The 19457-nt window shown below is 65.3% G+C and carries 18 protein-coding genes; 9 read left to right on the top strand and 9 right to left on the bottom strand.

Annotated features, from left to right (window positions below):
• Positions 1-328: 328 nt before the first annotated feature.
• From M2342_RS05060 to M2342_RS05070, 3 genes are read left to right on the top strand one after another with little or no spacing between them, the layout of a single operon-like run.
• Positions 329-1579, top strand: a complete 1251-nt coding sequence (locus tag M2342_RS05060; RefSeq protein ID WP_264578287.1) for a spinster family MFS transporter — start codon at positions 329-331, stop codon at positions 1577-1579.
• A 10-nt stretch (positions 1580-1589) separates the two neighbouring features.
• Complete coding sequence (locus M2342_RS05065) at positions 1590-2111, top strand: c-type cytochrome (RefSeq protein WP_264578288.1); 522 nt, start codon at positions 1590-1592, stop codon at positions 2109-2111.
• A 37-nt stretch (positions 2112-2148) separates the two neighbouring features.
• Positions 2149-3912 carry a pyrroloquinoline quinone-dependent dehydrogenase gene (locus M2342_RS05070; protein ID WP_264578289.1) on the top strand — a complete coding sequence of 588 codons (1764 nt, stop codon included), beginning with the start codon at positions 2149-2151 and terminating at the stop codon, positions 3910-3912.
• 18 nt (positions 3913-3930) lie between these two features.
• Here M2342_RS05070 and M2342_RS05075 read toward each other — a convergent pair whose 3' ends face one another.
• The 9 genes from M2342_RS05075 to ispH all read right to left on the bottom strand — a co-directional run bounded on the left by M2342_RS05075 (position 3931) and on the right by ispH (position 13451).
• Positions 3931-4815, bottom strand: a complete 885-nt coding sequence (locus M2342_RS05075; protein WP_264578290.1) for an MBL fold metallo-hydrolase — start codon at positions 4813-4815, stop codon at positions 3931-3933.
• A 63-nt stretch (positions 4816-4878) separates the two neighbouring features.
• Positions 4879-5628 carry a glutathione S-transferase family protein gene (locus M2342_RS05080; RefSeq protein ID WP_264578291.1) on the bottom strand — a complete coding sequence of 250 codons (750 nt, stop codon included), beginning with the start codon at positions 5626-5628 and terminating at the stop codon, positions 4879-4881.
• A 67-nt stretch (positions 5629-5695) separates the two neighbouring features.
• On the bottom strand, positions 5696-6553 hold the full coding sequence (sseA, locus tag M2342_RS05085) for a 3-mercaptopyruvate sulfurtransferase (RefSeq protein ID WP_264578292.1): 858 nt from the start codon (positions 6551-6553) through the stop codon (positions 5696-5698).
• Between the two features lie 117 nt (positions 6554-6670).
• Positions 6671-8992: a TonB-dependent receptor gene (locus M2342_RS05090; RefSeq protein WP_264578293.1), complete on the bottom strand. Its 2322-nt coding sequence runs from the start codon at positions 8990-8992 to the stop codon at positions 6671-6673.
• Positions 8993-9193: 201 nt separating this feature from the next.
• Positions 9194-10084 carry a TauD/TfdA dioxygenase family protein gene (locus M2342_RS05095; RefSeq protein ID WP_264578294.1) on the bottom strand — a complete coding sequence of 297 codons (891 nt, stop codon included), beginning with the start codon at positions 10082-10084 and terminating at the stop codon, positions 9194-9196.
• Positions 10085-10390: 306 nt separating this feature from the next.
• Positions 10391-10852 (bottom strand): hypothetical protein, encoded by a 462-nt coding sequence (locus tag M2342_RS05100; RefSeq protein ID WP_264578295.1) that lies wholly within the window; start codon positions 10850-10852, stop codon positions 10391-10393.
• A 212-nt stretch (positions 10853-11064) separates the two neighbouring features.
• Positions 11065-11502, bottom strand: coding sequence for a ribonuclease HI (gene rnhA, locus M2342_RS05105; protein WP_181558845.1), 438 nt, complete (start codon positions 11500-11502; stop codon positions 11065-11067).
• The gene (gene thrB, locus M2342_RS05110) at positions 11499-12482 is read right to left on the bottom strand and encodes a homoserine kinase (RefSeq protein ID WP_264578296.1); all 984 of its coding nucleotides are present in this window, start codon (positions 12480-12482) and stop codon (positions 11499-11501) included. The genes rnhA and thrB overlap by 4 nt, the downstream gene beginning before the upstream one ends.
• Before the next feature lie 3 nt (positions 12483-12485).
• Positions 12486-13451 (bottom strand): 4-hydroxy-3-methylbut-2-enyl diphosphate reductase, encoded by a 966-nt coding sequence (ispH, locus tag M2342_RS05115; RefSeq protein ID WP_264578297.1) that lies wholly within the window; start codon positions 13449-13451, stop codon positions 12486-12488.
• A gap of 246 nt (positions 13452-13697) precedes the next feature.
• Here ispH and M2342_RS05120 point away from each other — a divergent pair, with 246 nt between their 5' ends.
• The 6 genes from M2342_RS05120 (at position 13698) to scpB (ending at position 19370) form a co-directional block, all read left to right on the top strand.
• A complete protein-coding gene (locus tag M2342_RS05120) occupies positions 13698-14351 on the top strand; it encodes a hypothetical protein (RefSeq protein ID WP_413715120.1) in 654 nt (217 codons plus the stop codon).
• A gap of 71 nt (positions 14352-14422) precedes the next feature.
• Positions 14423-16150 (top strand): arginine--tRNA ligase, encoded by a 1728-nt coding sequence (gene argS / locus M2342_RS05125; RefSeq protein WP_264578298.1) that lies wholly within the window; start codon positions 14423-14425, stop codon positions 16148-16150.
• Positions 16150-16911 (top strand): SPOR domain-containing protein, encoded by a 762-nt coding sequence (locus M2342_RS05130; protein ID WP_264578299.1) that lies wholly within the window; start codon positions 16150-16152, stop codon positions 16909-16911. The genes argS and M2342_RS05130 overlap by 1 nt, the downstream gene beginning before the upstream one ends.
• Before the next feature lie 10 nt (positions 16912-16921).
• Positions 16922-17938 carry a beta-N-acetylhexosaminidase gene (gene nagZ / locus M2342_RS05135; RefSeq protein ID WP_264578300.1) on the top strand — a complete coding sequence of 339 codons (1017 nt, stop codon included), beginning with the start codon at positions 16922-16924 and terminating at the stop codon, positions 17936-17938.
• Positions 17939-18000: 62 nt separating this feature from the next.
• On the top strand, positions 18001-18756 hold the full coding sequence (locus tag M2342_RS05140; RefSeq protein ID WP_264572368.1) for a segregation and condensation protein A: 756 nt from the start codon (positions 18001-18003) through the stop codon (positions 18754-18756).
• Entirely contained in the window at positions 18753-19370 is a 618-nt protein-coding gene (gene scpB, locus M2342_RS05145; protein WP_264578301.1) for an SMC-Scp complex subunit ScpB, read from the top strand. The genes M2342_RS05140 and scpB overlap by 4 nt, the downstream gene beginning before the upstream one ends.
• Positions 19371-19457 lie beyond the last annotated feature (87 nt).

The raw sequence follows: 19457 nt of genomic DNA on the forward strand, positions 1-19457 counted from the left end.
GGTCGATGACCAATATGGATCAGGCGCCATGGTGAGCGCCGCGGCGCCATGTTAGCCATCGGGAAAATATCATGCGGGCCAGCGCACATCCCACCCGATTGCCTTCGCCGTGCATGATCGACAATGAGGGGCTGCAGCCCGACCTGAGAGGATGACGACCGTATGAGCGGAGTTGGATTTAGCGGCGTATCTGCGCATCGCATCGCCCCCGTTCCATATCGAGTTTGAAGGCCGTTCTATGTCATCGATCCCTTCTTCAGCCGCAGCATCGGCCGCTCACGACGCTTCAGCATCGCGCGACGGCGGGTGGACCCCCCGGTCGATCTATATGCTCGCCTTGCTCACCCTGGCTTATGCGTTCAACTATTTCGACCGGCTGCTGATCTCGCTGCTCTTCCCGCTCATTCAGGCGGATCTCAAGCTGACCGACACCGAGCTGGGCCTGATCACCGGCGTCGCCTTCGTGCTGATCTATGCGGTGATGGGCATTCCCATTGCGCGACTGGCGGACCGGTGGAACCGCAAGATGATCATCGGCATCGGCTTCTCCTTCTGGAGCGTGATGACGCTGGCGACGGGCTTCGTCACCGATGTGGGGCAGATGGCGGCGGCGCGCTTTTTGATGGGCGCCGGCGAGGCTGCGGGCACGCCGCCCTCCACCTCGCTGCTCTCCGACATTTTCGACAAGAAGCATCGGCCGCTGGCCTTCTCCATCATGGCCTCCGGTACGGCGATATCCGGGCTGGTGTTCACGCCCATCGCGGGGTGGATGGGGCATCTCTATGGATGGCGCGTCGTCTATTGGGTGGCCGGTTGCGTGGGCTTGGGGCTGGGTCTGCTGATGATGCTGACGGTGCGCGAGCCGCAGCGTGGCCGCTTTGATGACAAGGCGCCGGATGGCGAGGCCGCCAAGCCGACATTCAAGAGTTCGCTGGCCTTCCTGCTCAAGCGCCGCACATATGTGTTCGCGACGCTCGGCGCCGCGTTGGTGACGATCTCCTTCTATGCGCACATCGTTTGGAGCACGACCTTCATGCTGCGCGTGCACGGCATGAGCGTGGCGGAGAGCGCCAGCCTGCTCGGCCCCATCCGCGGCATTTCCGGCCTTGTCGGCGCGATCGGTGGCGGCATCCTGCTCGCGCGCCTGCTGCGCTATGACGAGCGCTGGCGGATTTGGCTCCCGGCCCTGTGCTTCACCGCCGTGGGCCTTTCGCAATATGTCTTTCTCTTCTCGACGAATATCCTTTTCGTGGCGATCGGGGCGGCCATCGACAGCGTCGCCGCGAGCATGATGGTGCCATTGCTGTCCCTGTTGCTGATTCAGGTGATGCCGGTGCCGATCCGCTCCTTCGGCATGGCGCTCTACGTCCTCTCCATCGCCATTCTCGGCCAGATCATCGGCCCGCTGGGCGTCGGCATCCTCAACGACCAGCTGGCGACGATCTGGCAGGGTGAGGCGATCCGCTATTCCATGGCGATCACGGCGTTTGTGGGGGTGATTGCAGGCCCCATCATGCTGCGGGCCGGGCGCCATCTCTCCAGTGACACAGCCGAAGCGCGGACATGGGCCGGTGCGTGAGGGCAGAAACATGAGCCGAACAGATCTCGTCCTGATATCGGCTGTGTCCCTCGCGGCTGTGATTCTCGCAGCCTCCACGATTGCTGCCAGCGAACCGGCCGTGACCGTGTTCACGGCCGAGCAGGCGAGCGCGGGCGAGAAGGCCTATAACAGCCAGTGCGCGATGTGCCACGGCGCGGAACTGCGCGGTCCCAATGCGCCCGGCCTTGTCGGCACGGATGTGATGCAGAATTTCGACACGGTGGCAGGGCTATATACCTACATCAGCACAGCAATGCCGCCGCAGGCGCCCGGGCGACTTGCCGAGCAGGATTATCTGAACATCGTGGCCTATATCCTCAAGGCGAACGGCGCCCGCGCCGGCGCAGTGCCGCTGATGGCGGAACCGCACGCGATGAAGGGCATGTCCCTTGCAGCTATTGCCGGTGCGCATGGCAGCCCGGCGCCATCTGCATCCAGCGCCCTACACGAAGCGCCTGAGGCCGTGCCGCAAGCCTACACCTGGGGCAAGACACTGCCGAGCGTGAAGTGATCCTGCCGCACCCGGTTGCTCAGATATGGAGTTTATAATGAGCAAGCCTTCCCTTGCTGCAATGACCTGTGCCGCTTTTGCCTTGGCAGGCCTTTCAATGCCTTCCCACGCGCAAGGCGTGAGGGAGCGCTACGAGCCGGTCACCGACCAGATGCTGCGCGATCCGCCGGCAGGCGAGTGGCTCTCCTGGCGCCGCACGATCGACAATCAGGGATATAGCCCGCTCGCGCAGATCGACCGCGAGACGGTCGGCCAGTTGCAGCTCGTCTGGGCGTGGCCGATGGCTGATGTGGGCGTGCAGGAAACGGCGCCGCTGATGCACGATGGCATGCTCTTCCTGCAGACCAACAACAATATCGTGCAGGCGCTCGATGCCCGCACCGGCGACCTGATCTGGGAATATCGCCCGGCCCTCGCCAAGATTCCCGCCGACTGGAGCTATCAGGCCTATCAAAGCCGCCGCCAGAAGAACTCCATTGCGCTGTATGAGGACAGCGTGGTGCTCACCACGGTCGATGCGCGCATCATCATATTGGACGCGCGGACGGGCGAGGTCCGCCGCGAGGTGCAAGCTCTCGATTACCGCAAGGGCTATAGCTACACGGTCGGTCCGCTCGTCGTGAACGGCAAGATCATCTCGGCGATTTCGGGCTGCTCGACCGCCGGTTCGGCCGGCGCCTGCTACATCATGGCGCACGACTTCGAGACGCTCAAGGAGCTGTGGCGAGTCAACACCATCGATGATCCGGCCAATCCGGCGCAGGGCAAGAGCTGGGGCGAAGTGCCGCCGGCCAATCGCTGGGGCGGCACGCCCTGGGCAACCGGCTCCTACGATCCGCGGACGAACACGACCTTCTGGGGCACCGGCGGCCCCGGCCCTTATTCGGAGCTGATCCGCGGCACCGGCAAGGGCAACGTCCTCTACACCAATTCGACGCTGGCAATCGATGCCGATACCGGCAAGATCAAATGGTATTACCAGCATCTCCCCCGCGACAACTGGGATCTGGACAGCCCCTTCGAGCGCGTGCTGGTCGATGTGCCGGAGGGCGGCAAGCTGCGTCGCCTGATGATCTCCGTCGCGGGCAAGAACGGCATCTTCTTTGCGCTGGATCGAGATACGGGGAAATATCTTTGGTCGAAGGAGACGGTGTTCCAAAATGCCGTCTCGCGCATCGATCCGGACGGGACGGTTCATCCCAATGAGGCGATGATCATCAAGGCGCTGGGCGAGGAAGTGAATATCTGCACCTCGATTTCCGGCGGGAAATTGTGGCAGGCGGGCGCCTACAGCCCGCTGACCGGGCAGTTCTACGTGCCGCTGACCGAGGCGTGCAATACCATCTCGGCAACTCAGACCAAGTTCACGGCCGGCAACATCATCGCGTCCATGAAGTTTGGGCCGCGCACCTTGCCTGAAGGCGTGACGGATGCGGGACTGGTCGAGGCGATCAATGTCGGCGCGCGCAAACCGAGCGTCGAGGGCTGGAAGGCGCGGCAGCGCACCGTCCCGACATCCTCGCTGCTGGCGACCGGGGGCGGGCTGGTGATCGGCGGCGACGCGGGTCGCTTCGTCAAGGCGTGGGACCAGAAGACCGGCGCGGTGCTCTGGCAGCAGCGGCTCAATGCGCCGGTCGGCGGTTCGCCGATGACCTATGAGCTGGACGGCGAGCAATATCTCGTCGTCCCCGCTGGCTATAGTGTTTCGGCAAGCTCCATCGCGGCGGCGTTCCCGGAGACACCGCTGCCCTCCGGCGCGGGCAACTCGATCTTCGTGTTCAAGCTGCCGGCGAAGAAATGACCTGACTGAACGGCGCTGTCAAAAGGCGTCGATGGGAATCTTGAGGTAGCGCACGCCATTGCTTTCCGGCGCTGGCAGATGGCCACCCTGCATGTTCACCTGAATGGATGGCATCAGGAGCTGAGGCATGGCAAGCGACCTGTCGCGCGCCTCCCGCATCGCGACGAAACTGTCCTCATCGATGCCGTCCCGCACATGGACATTCGCCGCGCGCTGGGCGGCCACGGTCGTTTCCCAGCAAAAGCTGTCCCGGCCGGGTGCTTTATAATCATGGCAGAGGAACAGCCGCGTCTCGGCGGGCAGGGCGAGGAGGCGGCGGATCGAGCGGAACAGGGTGCGCGCATCCCCACCGGGGAAGTCCGCGCGGGCCGTGCCGTAATCCGGCATGAACAGCGTGTCGCCGACAAAGGCGGCGTCGCCGATGAGAAAGGCGAGATCAGCGGGGGTGTGCCCGGGCACATGGAGAACCTGGCAGTCGAGATTGCCCAAGGGCAGGCTGTCACCATCCTCGAGCAGCCGGTCGAACTGCGAGCCATCCCGCGCGAAATCGCTGCCGGCATTGAACAGCCGCCCGAACAGCGCCTGCACGGTGATGATCGCGCGGCTGACCGCCAACTGGCCGCCGAGCCTCGCCTGCAGATAGGGCGCTGCGGAGAGATGATCGGCATGGATATGGGTTTCCAGGTGCCAGGCGACGCTCAGTTCCGCCTCAAGCACGTGCGCCGTGATGGCATCGGCCGAGGTGAACGCGGTGCGCCCGGAGGCCGGATCGAAATCCAGCACGCTGTCGATGATCGCCGCCTGCCGGGAGGCCGGATCATGCACGACATAGCTGACGGTAAAGCTCGGCTCATGGAAAAAGGCGGCGATCCGGGGACCGCCGCGCGCTTGGCACATCGTCATGCTTGTTGGTCTCGAATGGGCGCGGACAGCCGGCGAACCGGCCGTACACGGACCGGGGCTTGTTCAGGCGGTCGGCATCTTCAGGCCGAAGATGGAATGCAGGCCGGGATGGCGACCGATGCCGCCGAACAGATCGCAGCCGCGCTCATACCAGTCGCGCAGGAAGTCATCCTCGGGGAGGGGCGGCGTCTTCGCGACGGAGGCGGCCCACAGGAAGATGGAGAGCGCGGAATAATCGGCAAAGTCCGGCGCCTCGCCGCCGAGCCATCTGCGCTCGCGCAGCACTTCGCGCAGCGGCTCGAGCTGCGGCACGACCAGCGGCAGGCGCTCTTCCCGTCCGGCCTGCGCGTCCTCCAGCGTGCGTCCGCCCAGAAAATCCCGCTCGCGGCTTTCGCGCACATAGGGGCGATCTTCCGGCAGGGAGAGATCGTGATAGTCGAGGATGTAGCATTGGAACCAAGGCTTGATCGCGGTGGCCCACAGCCAGGTATCCAGGAACTTCACATAATCATGATGGTCCGGATTGCGGAACAGCATCGGGCGGTCGGGGTAAGTGCGGTCGAGATAATCCGCGACGACGAAATCGCCGCTACGCAGGCTCTCGAACACCCATGTGTCGCCATCGCTGATGCCGGGATGAAAATCCGTGCGGCCGCCCGTGCGGCGCGAGAGCGAGGTAAATCCCCCCTCGCTCATCTCGGCCTCCAGCCCCTTGTGGGCCACGGCATATTTGGCCTGCCAGCAGAACGGGCTGATCGTCGCGCCGGTGACGAGATTGAGGTCGTAGATGCGAATGGGGTTGGTCTGGGTCATGGCACTCTCTTTCGCCGGCCGAGGGGCGTGGCGGGGTTTGTTCGAGGGGAAGTCTGCTGCCGTCCGCTCAGGCGGAAGCAGGTTTCGCGGGGCCTTTGGCCTTGGGCAGGGACGGGTCGGCACCCCATTCCGTCCAGCTTCCATCGTAAAGCGCGACATCCTCCTTGCCGATCCGCTCCAGCGCGAGGGCAAGCGCGCAAGCGACGACACCACCGCCGCAACTGGTGATGATCGGCTTTGAAAGGTCGACGCCCGCGTCGACGAACACGCTGTTGAGCGCTTCATCATTCTTGAATGTCCCGTCCGCCTCGAACAGATCCCAGAAGGGCACGTTGATCGAGCCGGGGATATGACCGGATGCAACGGCGGGATTGGGGTCCTCATCCGCGCCGCTGAAGTGGGCCGCGCCGCGCCCGTCGATATGCTGCGCGGTCTTGTCCCCGATGTTACGCAGAACGTCGGCCTTGTCGCGCAAGCGCGCCGCATCCAACGATGCAGTGAAGGTGCTTGGCGTCCGCGTCTCGATACCGGTGGCCAGGGGACGTCCCTCGGCCTTCCATTTCGCCAGGCCGCCATCGAGCACGGCGACGTTCGGCAGGCCGTACATGCGGAACATGAACCAGGCCCGCGCCGCCGTCTTCACCACGCTGTCATCGTAAATGACGATGCGTTGATCGGCAGAAACGCCCAGCTCGCGCATCCGGGCCGAAAACTGCTCCGCCTGCGGCATCGTATTATCGATGGGGGAGGCGGCATCGACCAGATGAAGCAGATCGAGAAACACCGCGCCCGGAATGTGCCCGGCTTCATATTCGGCGGCGGACTGCCGCTCCGGCTCGAAATGGTGCCGCGTCGCATCGACGATGCAGAGATCGGGAGCGCCAAGCTGCTCGGCGAGCCATTGAGTGGAAACGAGATTGTCCATAGCGGTCCTCATCGATGCCGGGCGACCCGTGTTTCGCGATGCGTCGCCATGCTGTTGTGCCGGTCAGGCAAAATCCGGGGCCTGTGACGGCCCCGGACCTGAACTTTCATTGTTTGCTCAGAACTCGTAGCGGGCAGTGACGGCCCACTCGCGCGGTCTGGACGGGGTGGCCTGGATGCCGGCCGTCGAGGTCGGGCCAATACCGGTATAATAGAAGGTATCGGTCAGGTTGCTGACCGACGCCGAGAGCGTCAGCCCGCTCGCATCCGGCTGCCAGCTCACCCGCGCCCCAAGCAGGCCATAGCCCGGCTGGGACTGGCTGAGCGTGTTGCGCAGATCGTACCAGATGCGGCTGCGCCAGTTCCAGTCGGCCCGCAGGCTCACATCGCCAGCGGAGCCGAGGTCGATGTCATACTGCGCCGCGACGGCATAGTTGAACGCCGGGGCGCCGACCGGCTCGCACGTCGCGCAGGGCCCATTGGGAACGGCGGCCGCTGCGCCGAGGTCGGTATACTCGAAGTCATTGTATCCCAACATGCCGTTCAGGGTCAGGCCCTGCGTGGGACGCACCGTCACCTCGGCTTCCACGCCGCGAATGCGGGCGGTGCCGGCATTGGTGCGCAGCGAGTTGGGAACGCCGTTGAGATCCGGCACGATGGCGGTGACCTGACGGTTGGTGAAGTCCGTCTGGAAGACCGCAAAATTGGCCTGTACGGCGCGATCCAGCAGGTTGAGCTTCGCGCCCAACTCGTAGGACGTCACCGTTTCCGGCAACACCGCAGTCACCTGCGCCGCGCTGAGCGGACGAGGATTGAAGCCACCCGAGCGGAAGCCGCTGGAAACCGAGCCGTAAAGGAACACGTCTTCGCTGGCCTTGAAGTCCAGACCGACGCGATAGTCGACGCGGTCATAGGCGACATCGGCCGTGGTGTAAGCGAAGGGCCGCGTGCCGGTCTCGTAATAGAGACGGTCGAACACATAGTCCTTCTTCTCGTTGCTGTAGCGCAGGCCACCGTTCAGCTTGAGCTGATCGGTGAGCGCAAAGCCGACATGCGCGAAGGCCGAGTAGTTCTTGCTCTTCGAGATATCCTTGGTGAACTGGGTCAGGTTGAGCGTGGCGAAGTAGACCCAGCTGTCATAATTGCCGGTCGCAGTATAATAATAGCCGCCCAGGGTCCAATCCAGCCGGTCATCCATCATCAGGCCGGACAGGCGGACTTCCTGGCTGAACTGGTGGTGGCCCAGAGTCTCCGCGCTGCCGCCCAGGTCCATCGGCGAGCCATCGCCATCGCGCCCGAAGAAGCCGTCATATTTCCGCCATGCCGTGATCGAGGTGAGGCTGATATTCTCGCCCAGCTTCCAGTCGATCTTCCCGGTGATGCCCCACTGATCGAGATTGCTCTCATTGGGCAGGGCCAGACCGTTGCGGCCGGGCTGATAGGCGGCATAGGTCGTGTAGGGCGAGTTGGTGATGAAGCGGCTGTCGTAGGGAATCCCGTACAGCGGCACGCCGATGGTGGCATTGTATGACGTCAGCGTCGGGCTGATGGTGAGCAGCTTGTAAGCGCTCTGCGCCGTATGATCGCGGGAATAATCGCCCGTCACGGTCACTTCGAGGTCATCGCTCACCAGCGCGCGCAGAGAGGCCCGCGCCGCCTTGGTGTTGATGTTGCCGAGCTTGCCGACCTCGCATCCGGATTCCGTCGTTCTCTGACGCAGCAGGTAGGACAGCGGCGCCGTGCCCGCGCCGGTGCTGCCGGGGTTGGCGCAGGCGAAGTCCAGCACGGACATATAGCCCTCGCGGCTCAGCGACGCGCCCGAAACACGCAGGAAGACGCGATCCTTGATGAGCGATGCATCGAACGCGCCGCGCACGTCCATGCGGTCGTAGCTGCCTGCGGTCGCCTCGACATAGCCGGTGTTGCTGCCGGTCGCCTGCTTGGAAACGAGCCGAAGCGCGCCGCCGAGCGAGTTCTTGCCGAACAGCGTGCCCTGCGGACCGCGAAGAACTTCCGCGCGTTCCAGATCGAGCAGGCCAAGCACGCCGCCGAACACCGTGCCGTGATACACGTCGTCAACATAGACGCCGATCGCAGGCTCGATGGTGAACTGATAATCGGACTCGCCGATGCCACGGATGGTCGACTGGAGCGACTTGCCAAAGGCGGCGCTGCCTTCCCGCAGATAGATGTTCGGCGTGGTGTTGGACAGCGCGGTTACGTCCCGCGCATCGCGCGCCACCAGTTCGTCGCCGGTGACGGCGGTGATGGCGATCGGCACGGTCTGCAGGCGTTCCTCGCGGAAGCGCGCCGTCACCACGATGTCACCGTCGGTTCTGGCCGTCTCGGCCGCATCCTGCGCGATGGCAGGCGCCGCGACGCACAGGCTTGCCAGCACGGCTGCCGATGCAGAACAACCAAAAATCGTCTTGAGCCCCATATCACTCTCCCTTGAAATCGCTGCTACTCTAAGCGCCGCTCTTTGGGCGGTAGCTTGGCTGGCGCGTGGGCCGCGGCTGACGAGCCGGCGGCGTGTCGATCCAACGATGGGCGGATATCATCGCTCATGAACAGCGGCCATGAGGGCGCGGCGATAACCGTTATTCAGCTTGTGCATATCGACCCCCCACGGCGGCGCTGATCAGGTCCGCCGCGCCTCGATGGCTGACATTTCGTTGCCATATTCACAAATGGTCGAGCGACGCAGATCGCGCTTCACGCCGAAATAATCGAACGGGCGGGCACGATGCAGGGTGCAGCGATTGTCCCAGATGAGCAGGTCGCCCTGCTTCCACTGATGGCGATAAATGAACTGTGGCTGGGATGCGAAGGCGACGAGGGAGTCCAGCAAGGCGCGGCCCTCGGCCTCATCCATGCCGATGATGTAATCCGCATGGGAGCCGATCACGAGGCACTTTCTCCCGGAGGCCGACATGCCGACGATGTCATGAGTGACTGCGGGATACATTTCCTTGAGCGCCAGCGTGCCTTCAAAGCCGATGCGCTGGCGCGAGATCCAGACATTATGTTCGGCAACGCGGCCCTCAATTCTTTGGCGCACATCCTCGGGCAGCGCGTCGTAGACGGCGCGGGTGTCGACAAGTTCCGTCTCACCGCCCTCGCTGGTGACGCTGTGGCCGAGCAGAAGGGACCATTTGGTGGGCATGGCGTGGAAGGAGCTATCCATGTGGAACAGCTCATTGCCCTTGTTGTTGGCGACGGCCTTGTCGTCCGGCGCCATGATCTCTCCGTCCAGCCGGAGATTGGAGGCATCGTACAGCAACGGGCTGATCCGCTTGCGGGGAGCGGCGGCGCCAGAGCGGGTGCCATGGGGCAATTCCAGCGGGCCGAACGCCCGGCTGAAGCGGATCTGGTCCGCATCATCGATGTGCGATTGTCCGCGAATGACGAGCACGGCATAGCGCGCCATCGCCTCTTCGACGAGGTCGATCAGCGCCTGATCCGGCTCGGTGGACAGGTCAGCGCCAATGAGTTCCGCTGCAAACAGCGGATGAAGCGGATTGATCTCCATGCATCGTCTCCCGATATTTTTATCGAGACTTATGGCGTGGCCTGACGAGGGCAACGGTGTGGTGGCGCATGGGGCTTATCGGCTCCGTGCATAACGCTTGGTCTCCAAATGCTTCTGGGATTCCGTGATAGCATCGCAAGAATTGATCAGCCCGACGCGAAAATAATTTCCGTGTAGTCGTATTTCTCGAACCACATAGTAATGTTAAATCTTTGTAAGTTCGAGCTCTACAACTAGCATGAATGCAATAATAATACTAAGACTGCCTGGTGCCAGCGTTGCCATGCTTCTTCCCCTCACTGGGCGTCAATCGCTGGAGCCGGCTTCATGGCGAACTCGCGCATGACGGCGGCCAGAATGTCGGGGGGTCGATTGTGTCGAGGTTCCCGGGCAGCTCGCGTGCCGCCAATCCATAAGGACGCCAGCCGGCAGATTGCGACAGACAGCGATGTGGGCCTGCTCGGCCCCGTCTCGGCGCTTTCGACCGTGCGGATGCGATTGGCTTCCGCTTCCGCATCCGACCTGCTCCGCTTCGCCATGACCGGTTGCACGGTCGCGGGCATTTTCGGCCTCCTCGGCGATCTGCTGCTTCTCGCGCTTGGCCATCTCGACCTTGTTGGTGTGCTCCTTGTCGACGGCCAGAACCCGGCACTCGAAAATTGCGTCGTCAGCCTTCTGGTGCAGAGGCTCGAAGGTCGGGGTTTGCAGGGCCCGCTCCAGTTCGGTGCTCGGTGCCAGATTGTTGAGACGCACCGAGCCGATCGCCAAGCCTAGATCCACCAGCGCGGGCTCGGCCGCCAGAAGAGTCTCGGGACGCTGGTGCAACGGCTCAATGCCCGCACCCAACAACTTGCGGACAATTGCGGCGGCGGGACAGTCGAGCGCACTAGTTCGAGCCCGATGAGGCCAGCCTCGATCCGATCGACAGGCTGACGGACGTGCAGTCCGTTCAGCAGGTCGATGATGAAGTTGATGACCGCCTAACCTCGCGCCCGCTCCGCTGCATCACTGGCGAGGCGGTCGGCGCGCTCGTTCTCCGGGTGGCCGGAGTGGCCCTTTACCCATTGCCAGTCGATCCGGTGGGGCGCGACGGCGGCGAGCAGTTCTTGCCAGAGGTCGGCATTCTTGACCGGTTTCTTGTCGGCGGTGCGCCAGCCATTGCGCTGCCAGCCGTGAATCCAGCGGGTGATGCCGTCCTTCACATAGTTGCTGTCCGTGGAGAGGATCACGTGACACGGCCCCTTGAGGGCGTTGAGGCCGGCGATTGCGGCCATCAGCTCCATGCGGTTGTTGGTGGTGTGCGCTTCCCCGCCGGAAAGCTCCTTCTCATGGCCGTTGAAGCGCAGCACCACGCCCCAGCCGCCCGGTCCGGGATTGCCCTTGCAGGCGCCGTCGGTGAATAGCTGGACGGTTTTCACGAGGCCGAGCCGAACAGCGCCGCTGCGTCCGTTTCGGCATAAAAGTCGAGGCGCCGCAGATAGGCCAGCGGGTCCTTGCGCGTCACCAGCGCATTGGCGGGCGTGTTGATCCAGTCATAGGCGCGGGTCAGCAGGAAGCGCAGCGCCGCGCCGCGTGCGAGGACAGGCAGCGCGGCATATTCCTCCGCGGTCAGTCCATGCGTCGCGCGATATCCCGCGATCAGCGCCAAAGCCACGGCGCTGTCGAAGTCCCGCCCGTCGGGGCCGAAGCACCAGGCGCCATGCATGATGGCGAGATCATAGGCGCGGATGTCCGTGCAGCTGAAGTAGAAGTCGATCAGTCCGCCGACCTCATCGCCGCGCATCAGCACATTGTCCGGAAACAGATCGGCATGGATGACGCCACGCGCCAGCGCACCCGGCCAACGCGCGTCGAGATAGGCGAGTTCGGCCCGCACGCGTTGTTCCAGCCCCGGCTGGATGGCATCCAGCGCGCCGCCGCACTCGTTGGCGAGGCGGTGCCATCCTTCCGGGCCAAGCGTGTTGGAGCGCTCGCCGGAGAAATCCTCGGCTGCGCGATGAAACTGCCCCAGCGCCGCACCGGCGGACCGGGCCTGCGGCGGGGTCGGATGCGTCACCGAGACGCCGTTCAGAAACTCGATGAGGGCTGCGGGCCGCTCGCACAGCGTCTGCAGTGCCTTGCCCTCGCGGTCATGGATGAAGCGCGGCACCGGGCAGCCACGCGCGCCGACATGGTCGAGCAGGCCCATGAAAAAGGGCAGGTCCGCCACATCCACGCGCTTTTCGTAGAGCGTCAGGATGAAGCGGGCGCCGTTGCCGTCCGCGCCGGTCGTGTCGACCAGATAATTGCTGTTCTCGACGCCCTCGGCGATGCCCTTGGCGGCGAGCAGGGTGCCGACATCGTAGCGTTCGAGGAAGAGCGCCAGCGTCTCGGCCGGCACCTGCGTATAGACAGCCATGGCTCAGGCCGCTTCCAGGCCGCGCGGCAGCTTGAAGGTGATCGATTCGGTGGTGGTGAGCACTTCCTCCTCGGTCAGATCAAACCGGGTGGCGAGCTTGTCGATCACGCTGCGCACCAGCACTTCGGGCGCGCTGGCGCCGGCGGTCACGCCCAGCGTCTCGACGCCGGCCAGCCAGTCGAAGTCGATTTCGTCGGCCGTTTCGATCAGGCGGGCGCGCGCGCCGCTGCGGTCGGCAACCTCGACCAGCCGCATGGAATTGGAGCTGTTCGGCGCGCCGATCACCATCACCGCCTGCGCACGACGGGCGATTTCCTTGGTCGCGGCCTGGCGGTTGGAGGTCGCATAGCAGATGTCCTCGCCCTTCGGCGCGGCAATGTCCGGAAAGCGCCGCTCCAGCGTCGCGACGATGTCCGCGGTATCGTCGACGGAGAGCGTGGTCTGGGTGAGGAAGGCCAGCGACACGCCGGGGGTGGGCTGGAAGGCCTCGGCCTCGGCCTGCGTCTCGATCAGCGTCATCGCGCCGTCCGGCACCTGGCCGAACGTGCCGATCACCTCGGGATGATTGGCGTGGCCGATGAACAGGATGTGGCGCCCGGCCTCCACCTGCCGCTCGGCCTGTCGATGGACCTTGGAGACCAGTGGGCAGGTCGCATCGAGATAATCGAGACCGCGCGCCTCGGCATTGGCCGGCACGACCTTGGGCACGCCATGGGCGGAAAAGACCACTGGCCGCCCATCGGGCACCTGGTCCAGCTCGTCCACGAAGATGGCGCCCTTGGCGCGCAGCCCATCGACGACGAAGCGGTTGTGGACGATCTCGTGCCGGACATAGACTGGCGCGCCGAACTTCTCGAGCGCCCGCTCCACGATCATGATCGCGCGGTCGACACCGGCGCAGAAGCCGCGCGGTGCGGCGACCAGAACGGTGAGGGCGGGGCGCTGGCGAGAGGCAGGCATGTCGGGCATGTGTGTCGATCCATCCATCCAGTCCCATTAGGGGCATGGCCGCCTGAGGGAAAGCCGGAAGAATGGGGGAGGGCGCAACGGCCGTCCGGTTCATCCTGCGGTCATCTGGCGCGGGCGAGGTCTTTGCAACCCGTCCGGGCGACGTGCCCTTTCGGTTGCGCGCCCGTGGGAGCGCGACTAAGAAGCGCGGACCCGATTGCGCGCGGGATATCCCGCGCGCGCCAGAATGAAGGAATTGGAGCCATCGTGCGGATCGCCGCTCTCTCGAAACCCGCCGTTCTGGCAGCTCTTGTCGCCCTGATGGCCGGCTGCGCGAAGCGCGGCGACATCGACTCCGCCGGACAGGGCATCATCCAGTTCCGCACCGCATGCCCGACGGTGGCCGTGGCCGCGCACACCGGCGACGTTACCCTGTTCGACCCGGCCGACAGCCGCGATGCACGCGCCATCGACGTGGTCGCGACGCTCACCGATGTGCGGCCGGCGTGCACCACGGGCGACACCGACATTTATTCGCAGGTCGGCTACAAGGTGGTCGCGGTGCGCCGCGATGCCGGCCCGGCGCGGACGGTCGATCTGCCCGTCTTCGCGGCAGTCGTGCGCGGCGCGACGGCGGTGACCGCCAAGCGCGTCACTATGGTGCGGCTGAATTTCGCCGAGGGCGCGCTGCGTGCCGAGGCGACGGGCACAACCTCTGCCTATATTGATCGCAGTGCGGCAACGCTGCCGCCCGAGATCGAGCGCATGATCACCCGCCCGCGCAAGACGGGCGACCAGGACGCGGCGCTCGATCCGCTGGCCCGCCCGGAAGTGCGCGAGGCGATCCAGCGAAGCAGCTTCGAGCTGCTCCTGGGTTTCAACCTGACCACCGACCAGCTCCGCTATAACGTGACCCGCTGACATTTTCCGGCGGCCGGACGACCGCAGCATCCTGCAGCCGCGCCGCCGATGCTGACAGGACCGCTGACCCGATGAATATCTTCGCTCGTATCGCCGCCGCGCTGGACGGCCTTCTGGACGACATGGTGCAGGCTGGCGAATTGCCCGCCGGCCTCAATTGCGCCGCCGTGACCGTCGAGCCGCCGCGCGACCCCTCGCATGGCGACATGGCGACCAATGCGGCGATGGTGCTGGCCAAGCCCGCCGGCACCAATCCCCGCGCCCTTGCCGAGCTGATCGCTGGCCGGCTGAGGACGCTCGCGGATGTCGACGGCGTGGAGATCGCCGGCCCCGGCTTCATCAACCTGCGTCTTGTCCGTACTGCCTGGGAAGACGAGCTGGCGGCCATTCATGCGGCTGGGTCCGATTATGGCCGCTCGACGATGGGCAAGGGCGTGCGCGTCAACATCGAATATGTCTCGGCCAATCCGACCGGGCCGATGCACATGGGCCATTGCCGGGGTGCCGTTGTCGGCGATGCGCTGGCGGCGCTGCTCGAATATGCCGGACACAGCGTTATCCGCGAATATTATATCAACGATGCCGGCGCGCAGGTGCAGACGCTCGGGCGCTCGGTGCATCTGCGCTATCGTGAGGCGCTGGGCGAGACCATCGCGATCCCCGAGGGCTTCTATCCGGGCGAATATCTGATCCCCATCGGTCAGGCGCTGGCGGCGGAGTTTGGTGACCGCTACGTCGGAGCCCCGGAAGCGGACTGGCTCGACCTGTTCCGCGAGCGTGCCGTCGCCGCGATGATGGACATGATCCGCGCCGATCTGGCGCTGCTCGGCATTCACCATGATGTCTTCGCCTCCGAGGCGGCCGTGCAGCAGGCCGGCCGCGTCGATGCGGCGCTGGCCCGGCTGGAGGCGGAGGGCCTCATCTATCAGGGCGTGCTGGAGCCGCCGAAGGGTGAACTGCCTGACGATTGGGAGCCGACCGAAATGACGCTCTTCCGGGCGACGCAGTTCGGTGACGATAGCGACCGGCCGGTGCGCAAGTCCGATGGCGGTCTGACCTATTTCGGCACCGACCTCGCATATCATGCCCAGAAGGCCGAGAATGCCGACCAGCTGATCGACATCTGGGGCGCCGACCATGCCGGCACCGTCAAGCGCATCAAGGCCGCCGTGGCGGCGCTGACCGGCGGCAAGGTCCAGTTCGACGTCAAGCTGGTCCAGATGGTGCGCCTGATGCGCAATGGCGAGCTGGTCCGCATGGGCAAGCGGCTCGGCAATTTCGTCACGCTGGCCGACGTCGTCGAGGAGGTCGGCAAGGATGTCGTCCGCTTCACCATGCTGACACGCAAGGCCGATGCGCAGATGGACTTCGACTTCGCCAAGGTGGTGGAAGCCAGCAAGGACAATCCGGTCTTCTACGTGCAATATGGCCATGCGCGGATTTCCTCGCTGGCGCGCCGGGTACAGGAGAGCTTCCCGGACGGTCTGCCCGCGGCGGACAGCGCGCTGTTCGGCCCGGAGGAGCTGGATCTGGTCAAACAGCTGGCCACTTTCCCCCGCGTGGTCGAAGCCGCCGCCAATGCGCGTGAGCCGCATCGCATCGCCTTCTATCTCTACGATCTTGCCGCCAGCTTCCATGGCTGGTGGAACCTCGGCAATGATCAGCCCGAGCGGCGCGTGATCGTCGCGGGCGATGCGGGCCTCACTGCGGCGCGACTGCACTTGAGCGCCGGAATCGGTCAGGTTATCAAGAACGGCCTGGCCCTGATGGGCGTCAGCGCGCTTGAGGAGATGAACTGATGTCAGCCGGGGAGCCGAACAACGGTCTCAATCTTGATGACGAGGACCGGCTGCCCTGGCTGGAGCCCGCAGGAATCGAGGAAGAGACCGAAAGGGTGTCCCCGATCCGCATCGTCGGTCTGACGGTGCTGGGCCTGGTTCTGCTCGGGGTGATTGTCGCCGGCGGCTATCTGTTCAGCAATCGCGATCGCAGCGGCAGCGATGGCTCGGCGCCGCTGATCGCGGCGGAGAACAAGGATTACAAGGTTCCGGCCAACGCGTCGGACGCGCGCACCTTCGATGGGGAAGGGGACGAAGCCTTTGCAGCCAGCGAGGGCCGGGAGGCTTCGGGCCGCATCGATGCGAGCCGCGTGCCGGAAGCACCGCGTGACGACTTGAAGCAGACCGGCCCGACCGCGCCGGCTCTGGCTGTCCCGGCGGAGCGTCCGGCGGCCAAGCCCACCGTCATCGCGCCGGTCAAGACGGCCTCCACGCCCAAGCCGGCGGCGCCGGCTCCGGCGAAGGTCGAGGATGTCGATACCTTGACCGGGCCGCGCGTTCAGCTCGGCGCCTTTGCCTCGCGCGCCATCGCCGAGGAGGTCTGGAAGAAGCAGTCCGGCCGATTCGATTATCTCTCGGCCCTCAAGCACAGCGTCGAGCCGGTCGAGACGGGCGGACGCACCCTGTATCGTCTGCGCGCCAGCGTCGCCTCCCCGGCGGATGCCACCGCCACCTGCGGGCGGCTTCGGGTGGCGGGCGAAAATTGCATCGTCGTCCGGTGATCTCCGCGCGATGAAGCCGGTCATCTTCGGCCTTGCCGGCGAGCGTGTCAGCGCGGAAGAGCGGGCGCTGTTCCGCGCCTGCGACCCCGCGGGCTACATCCTGTTCGGCCGCAACATCGCCGACCGCGCCCAATTGCGCGCGCTGACCGATGAGCTGCGCGAGATTGCCGGGCGGGACGATCTGTACATCATGATCGATCAGGAAGGGGGCCGCGTCGCCCGGATGCGCCCGCCGCACTGGCCCGAATGTCCGCCCGCCGCGCGCTTCGATGCCCTTTATGATCTCGCGCCCTCGAGCGCCATGGAGGCGGCGCGCTGCAATGCCCGGCTGCTGGGCACGATGCTCTCGGATGTCGGGATCACCGCCAATGCCGCCCCTGTGCTCGATCTGCGCTATCCCGGCGCGAGCGACATTGTTGGGGATCGGTCCTTCGGCGCTGAGCCGATGCGGGTCGCGGCGCTGGGCCGGGCGACGCTGGAGGGGCTGAGGGACGGCGGCGTCGCCGGCATCATCAAGCATATGCCGGGGCATGGTCGCGCGCTGGTCGACAGCCATCTCGCTTTGCCCACGGTCTCGGCCAGCGCCGACGAGATGGAGCGCGACCTCGCGCCATTCCGGGCGCTGCGTCACGCTCCGGCGGGCATGACCGCGCACATCGTCTACACCGCCTGGGACGCGGATCGACCGGCCAGCCTGTCGCCTTATGTGATTCGCGAGATCGTCCGGGGGGCTATCGGCTTTGACGGCCTGCTGATGTCCGACGATCTCGACATGAAGGCGCTGAACGGTCCCGCCGATGAACTGGCCGAGGCGGTGGTCGCGGCCGGTTGCGATCTCGCGCTCAACTGCTGGGGGCGGATGGACGAGATGACAGCCATCGCCGCGCGCTTGCCGGACATGTCCGACGCGGCGCGTGAGCGGCTGGACCGGGCGATGGCGAGCATCGCCGCCGGCGCCGATCCGGCCTGGCCGGGCGAGAAGGCGATGGCAACGCGCGACGCGCTCTTGGCCCTCGCGCCGGCATGAGCGCCAGCTCGCCCGTCCAGCCTGCCGATAAGGCGCCGACCGGGCTGTTCGATGGCGAGTGGATGGAGCCTGTCCGCCGCCTGCCGGGCGATGCCATCCTCACCGTCTCGGTGGAAAGCTGGGAGGGGCCGCTCGATCTGTTGCTGGCACTGGCGCGGACGCAGAAGGTGGACCTGCGCGAGATTTCCATCCTCGCCCTTGTCGAGCAATATCTGCGCTTCATCGAGGAAGCGGCGGAACTGCGGCTGGAATTGGCGGCCGATTATCTGGTGATGGCGGCGTGGCTCGCCTATCTCAAATCCGGGCTGCTGCTGCCCAAGGAAGCGCAGCCCGAGCCCTCGCCCGAGGAACTGGCGCTGCGCCTCCATCTGCGGCTGCAGCGGCTGGAGGCGATGCGCGAGGCGGGCGCCCGCCTGATGGCGCGGGATCGGCTGGGCCGGGATGTCTTCCCCCGCGCGGCGCCGGAAGGATTGCACCGGCCGCGCGCAATCGTGTGGCAGGCCAGCCTGTTCGACATCATTCAGGCTTATGGGCAGGTGAAGGCGCGGACGGCGCCGCGCATCCACATTGTCCATCGCCGGCCGGTGATGACGCTGGATGAAGCCATTGAGCGGGTGTCGCGCCTGATCGGCATGGAGCTGGACTGGGCCGAGCTGGGCCGGTTCCTCCCCGAAACCGCTGATCCGCAGCTGCGCCGCTCGGCGTTGGCCAGCAGTTTCGTCGCAGCGCTGGAACTGGCGCGGCTGGGACGCGTCGAACTGCGGCAGGAAGAGACGTTCGCGCCGCTGTATCTGCGCGCGCCGGCGGTGCCGTCATGAGCGCGCCGGCGTTCCATGCTGCGAGCGAGATGGAACGTCTCGTGGAAGCCGTGCTGTTCGCGGCCGAGGCGCCGCTGACGGTCGCCGAGATCCAGCGGCATAGCGGGCTGGACGGCGATATCCGGGGCTGCCTGTCGGCTTTGGCCGCGCATTATGCCGGTCGCGGGATTGAACTGGTCGAGCGGGGCGGGCGCTGGCATTTCCAGACGGCAGCCGATCTCAGTCATATCCTGCGCCGCGAGCGGGAGGAGCCGCGCAAGCTCAGCCGGGCCGCGGTCGAGACGCTGGCGATCATCGCTTATCACGAACCGGTCAGCCGCGCGGAGATCGAGGCGATTCGCGGCGTGCAGGTCGGCAAGGGGACGCTGGACGTGCTGATGGAGGCGGGCTGGGTGCGCCCGGCGGGGCGGCGAGAGGTGCCGGGACGGCCGCTCACTTATGCGACGACCCCTGATTTTCTCAGCCACTTCGGCCTCTCCAGTCGGCGCGATCTGCCCGGGATCGACGATCTGCGCGCTGCCGGCCTGCTCGATCCGGTCGATCTGGCGATGGAATCACTGGATTTGCAGGGGAGTCTTGAAAATGACCCACAAGATGAAGAAGATGAGGACTGATCGCCTTATTCGATGAGGCAAGGGCTGATGCCGGGATGGCCATTGCGCTATGGACCCGCAGGGCTTAGTTAGGGCGCATTCACAGGA

The organism is Sphingobium sp. B8D3A, assembly GCF_025961995.1.
GTDB lineage: Bacteria > Pseudomonadota > Alphaproteobacteria > Sphingomonadales > Sphingomonadaceae > Sphingobium.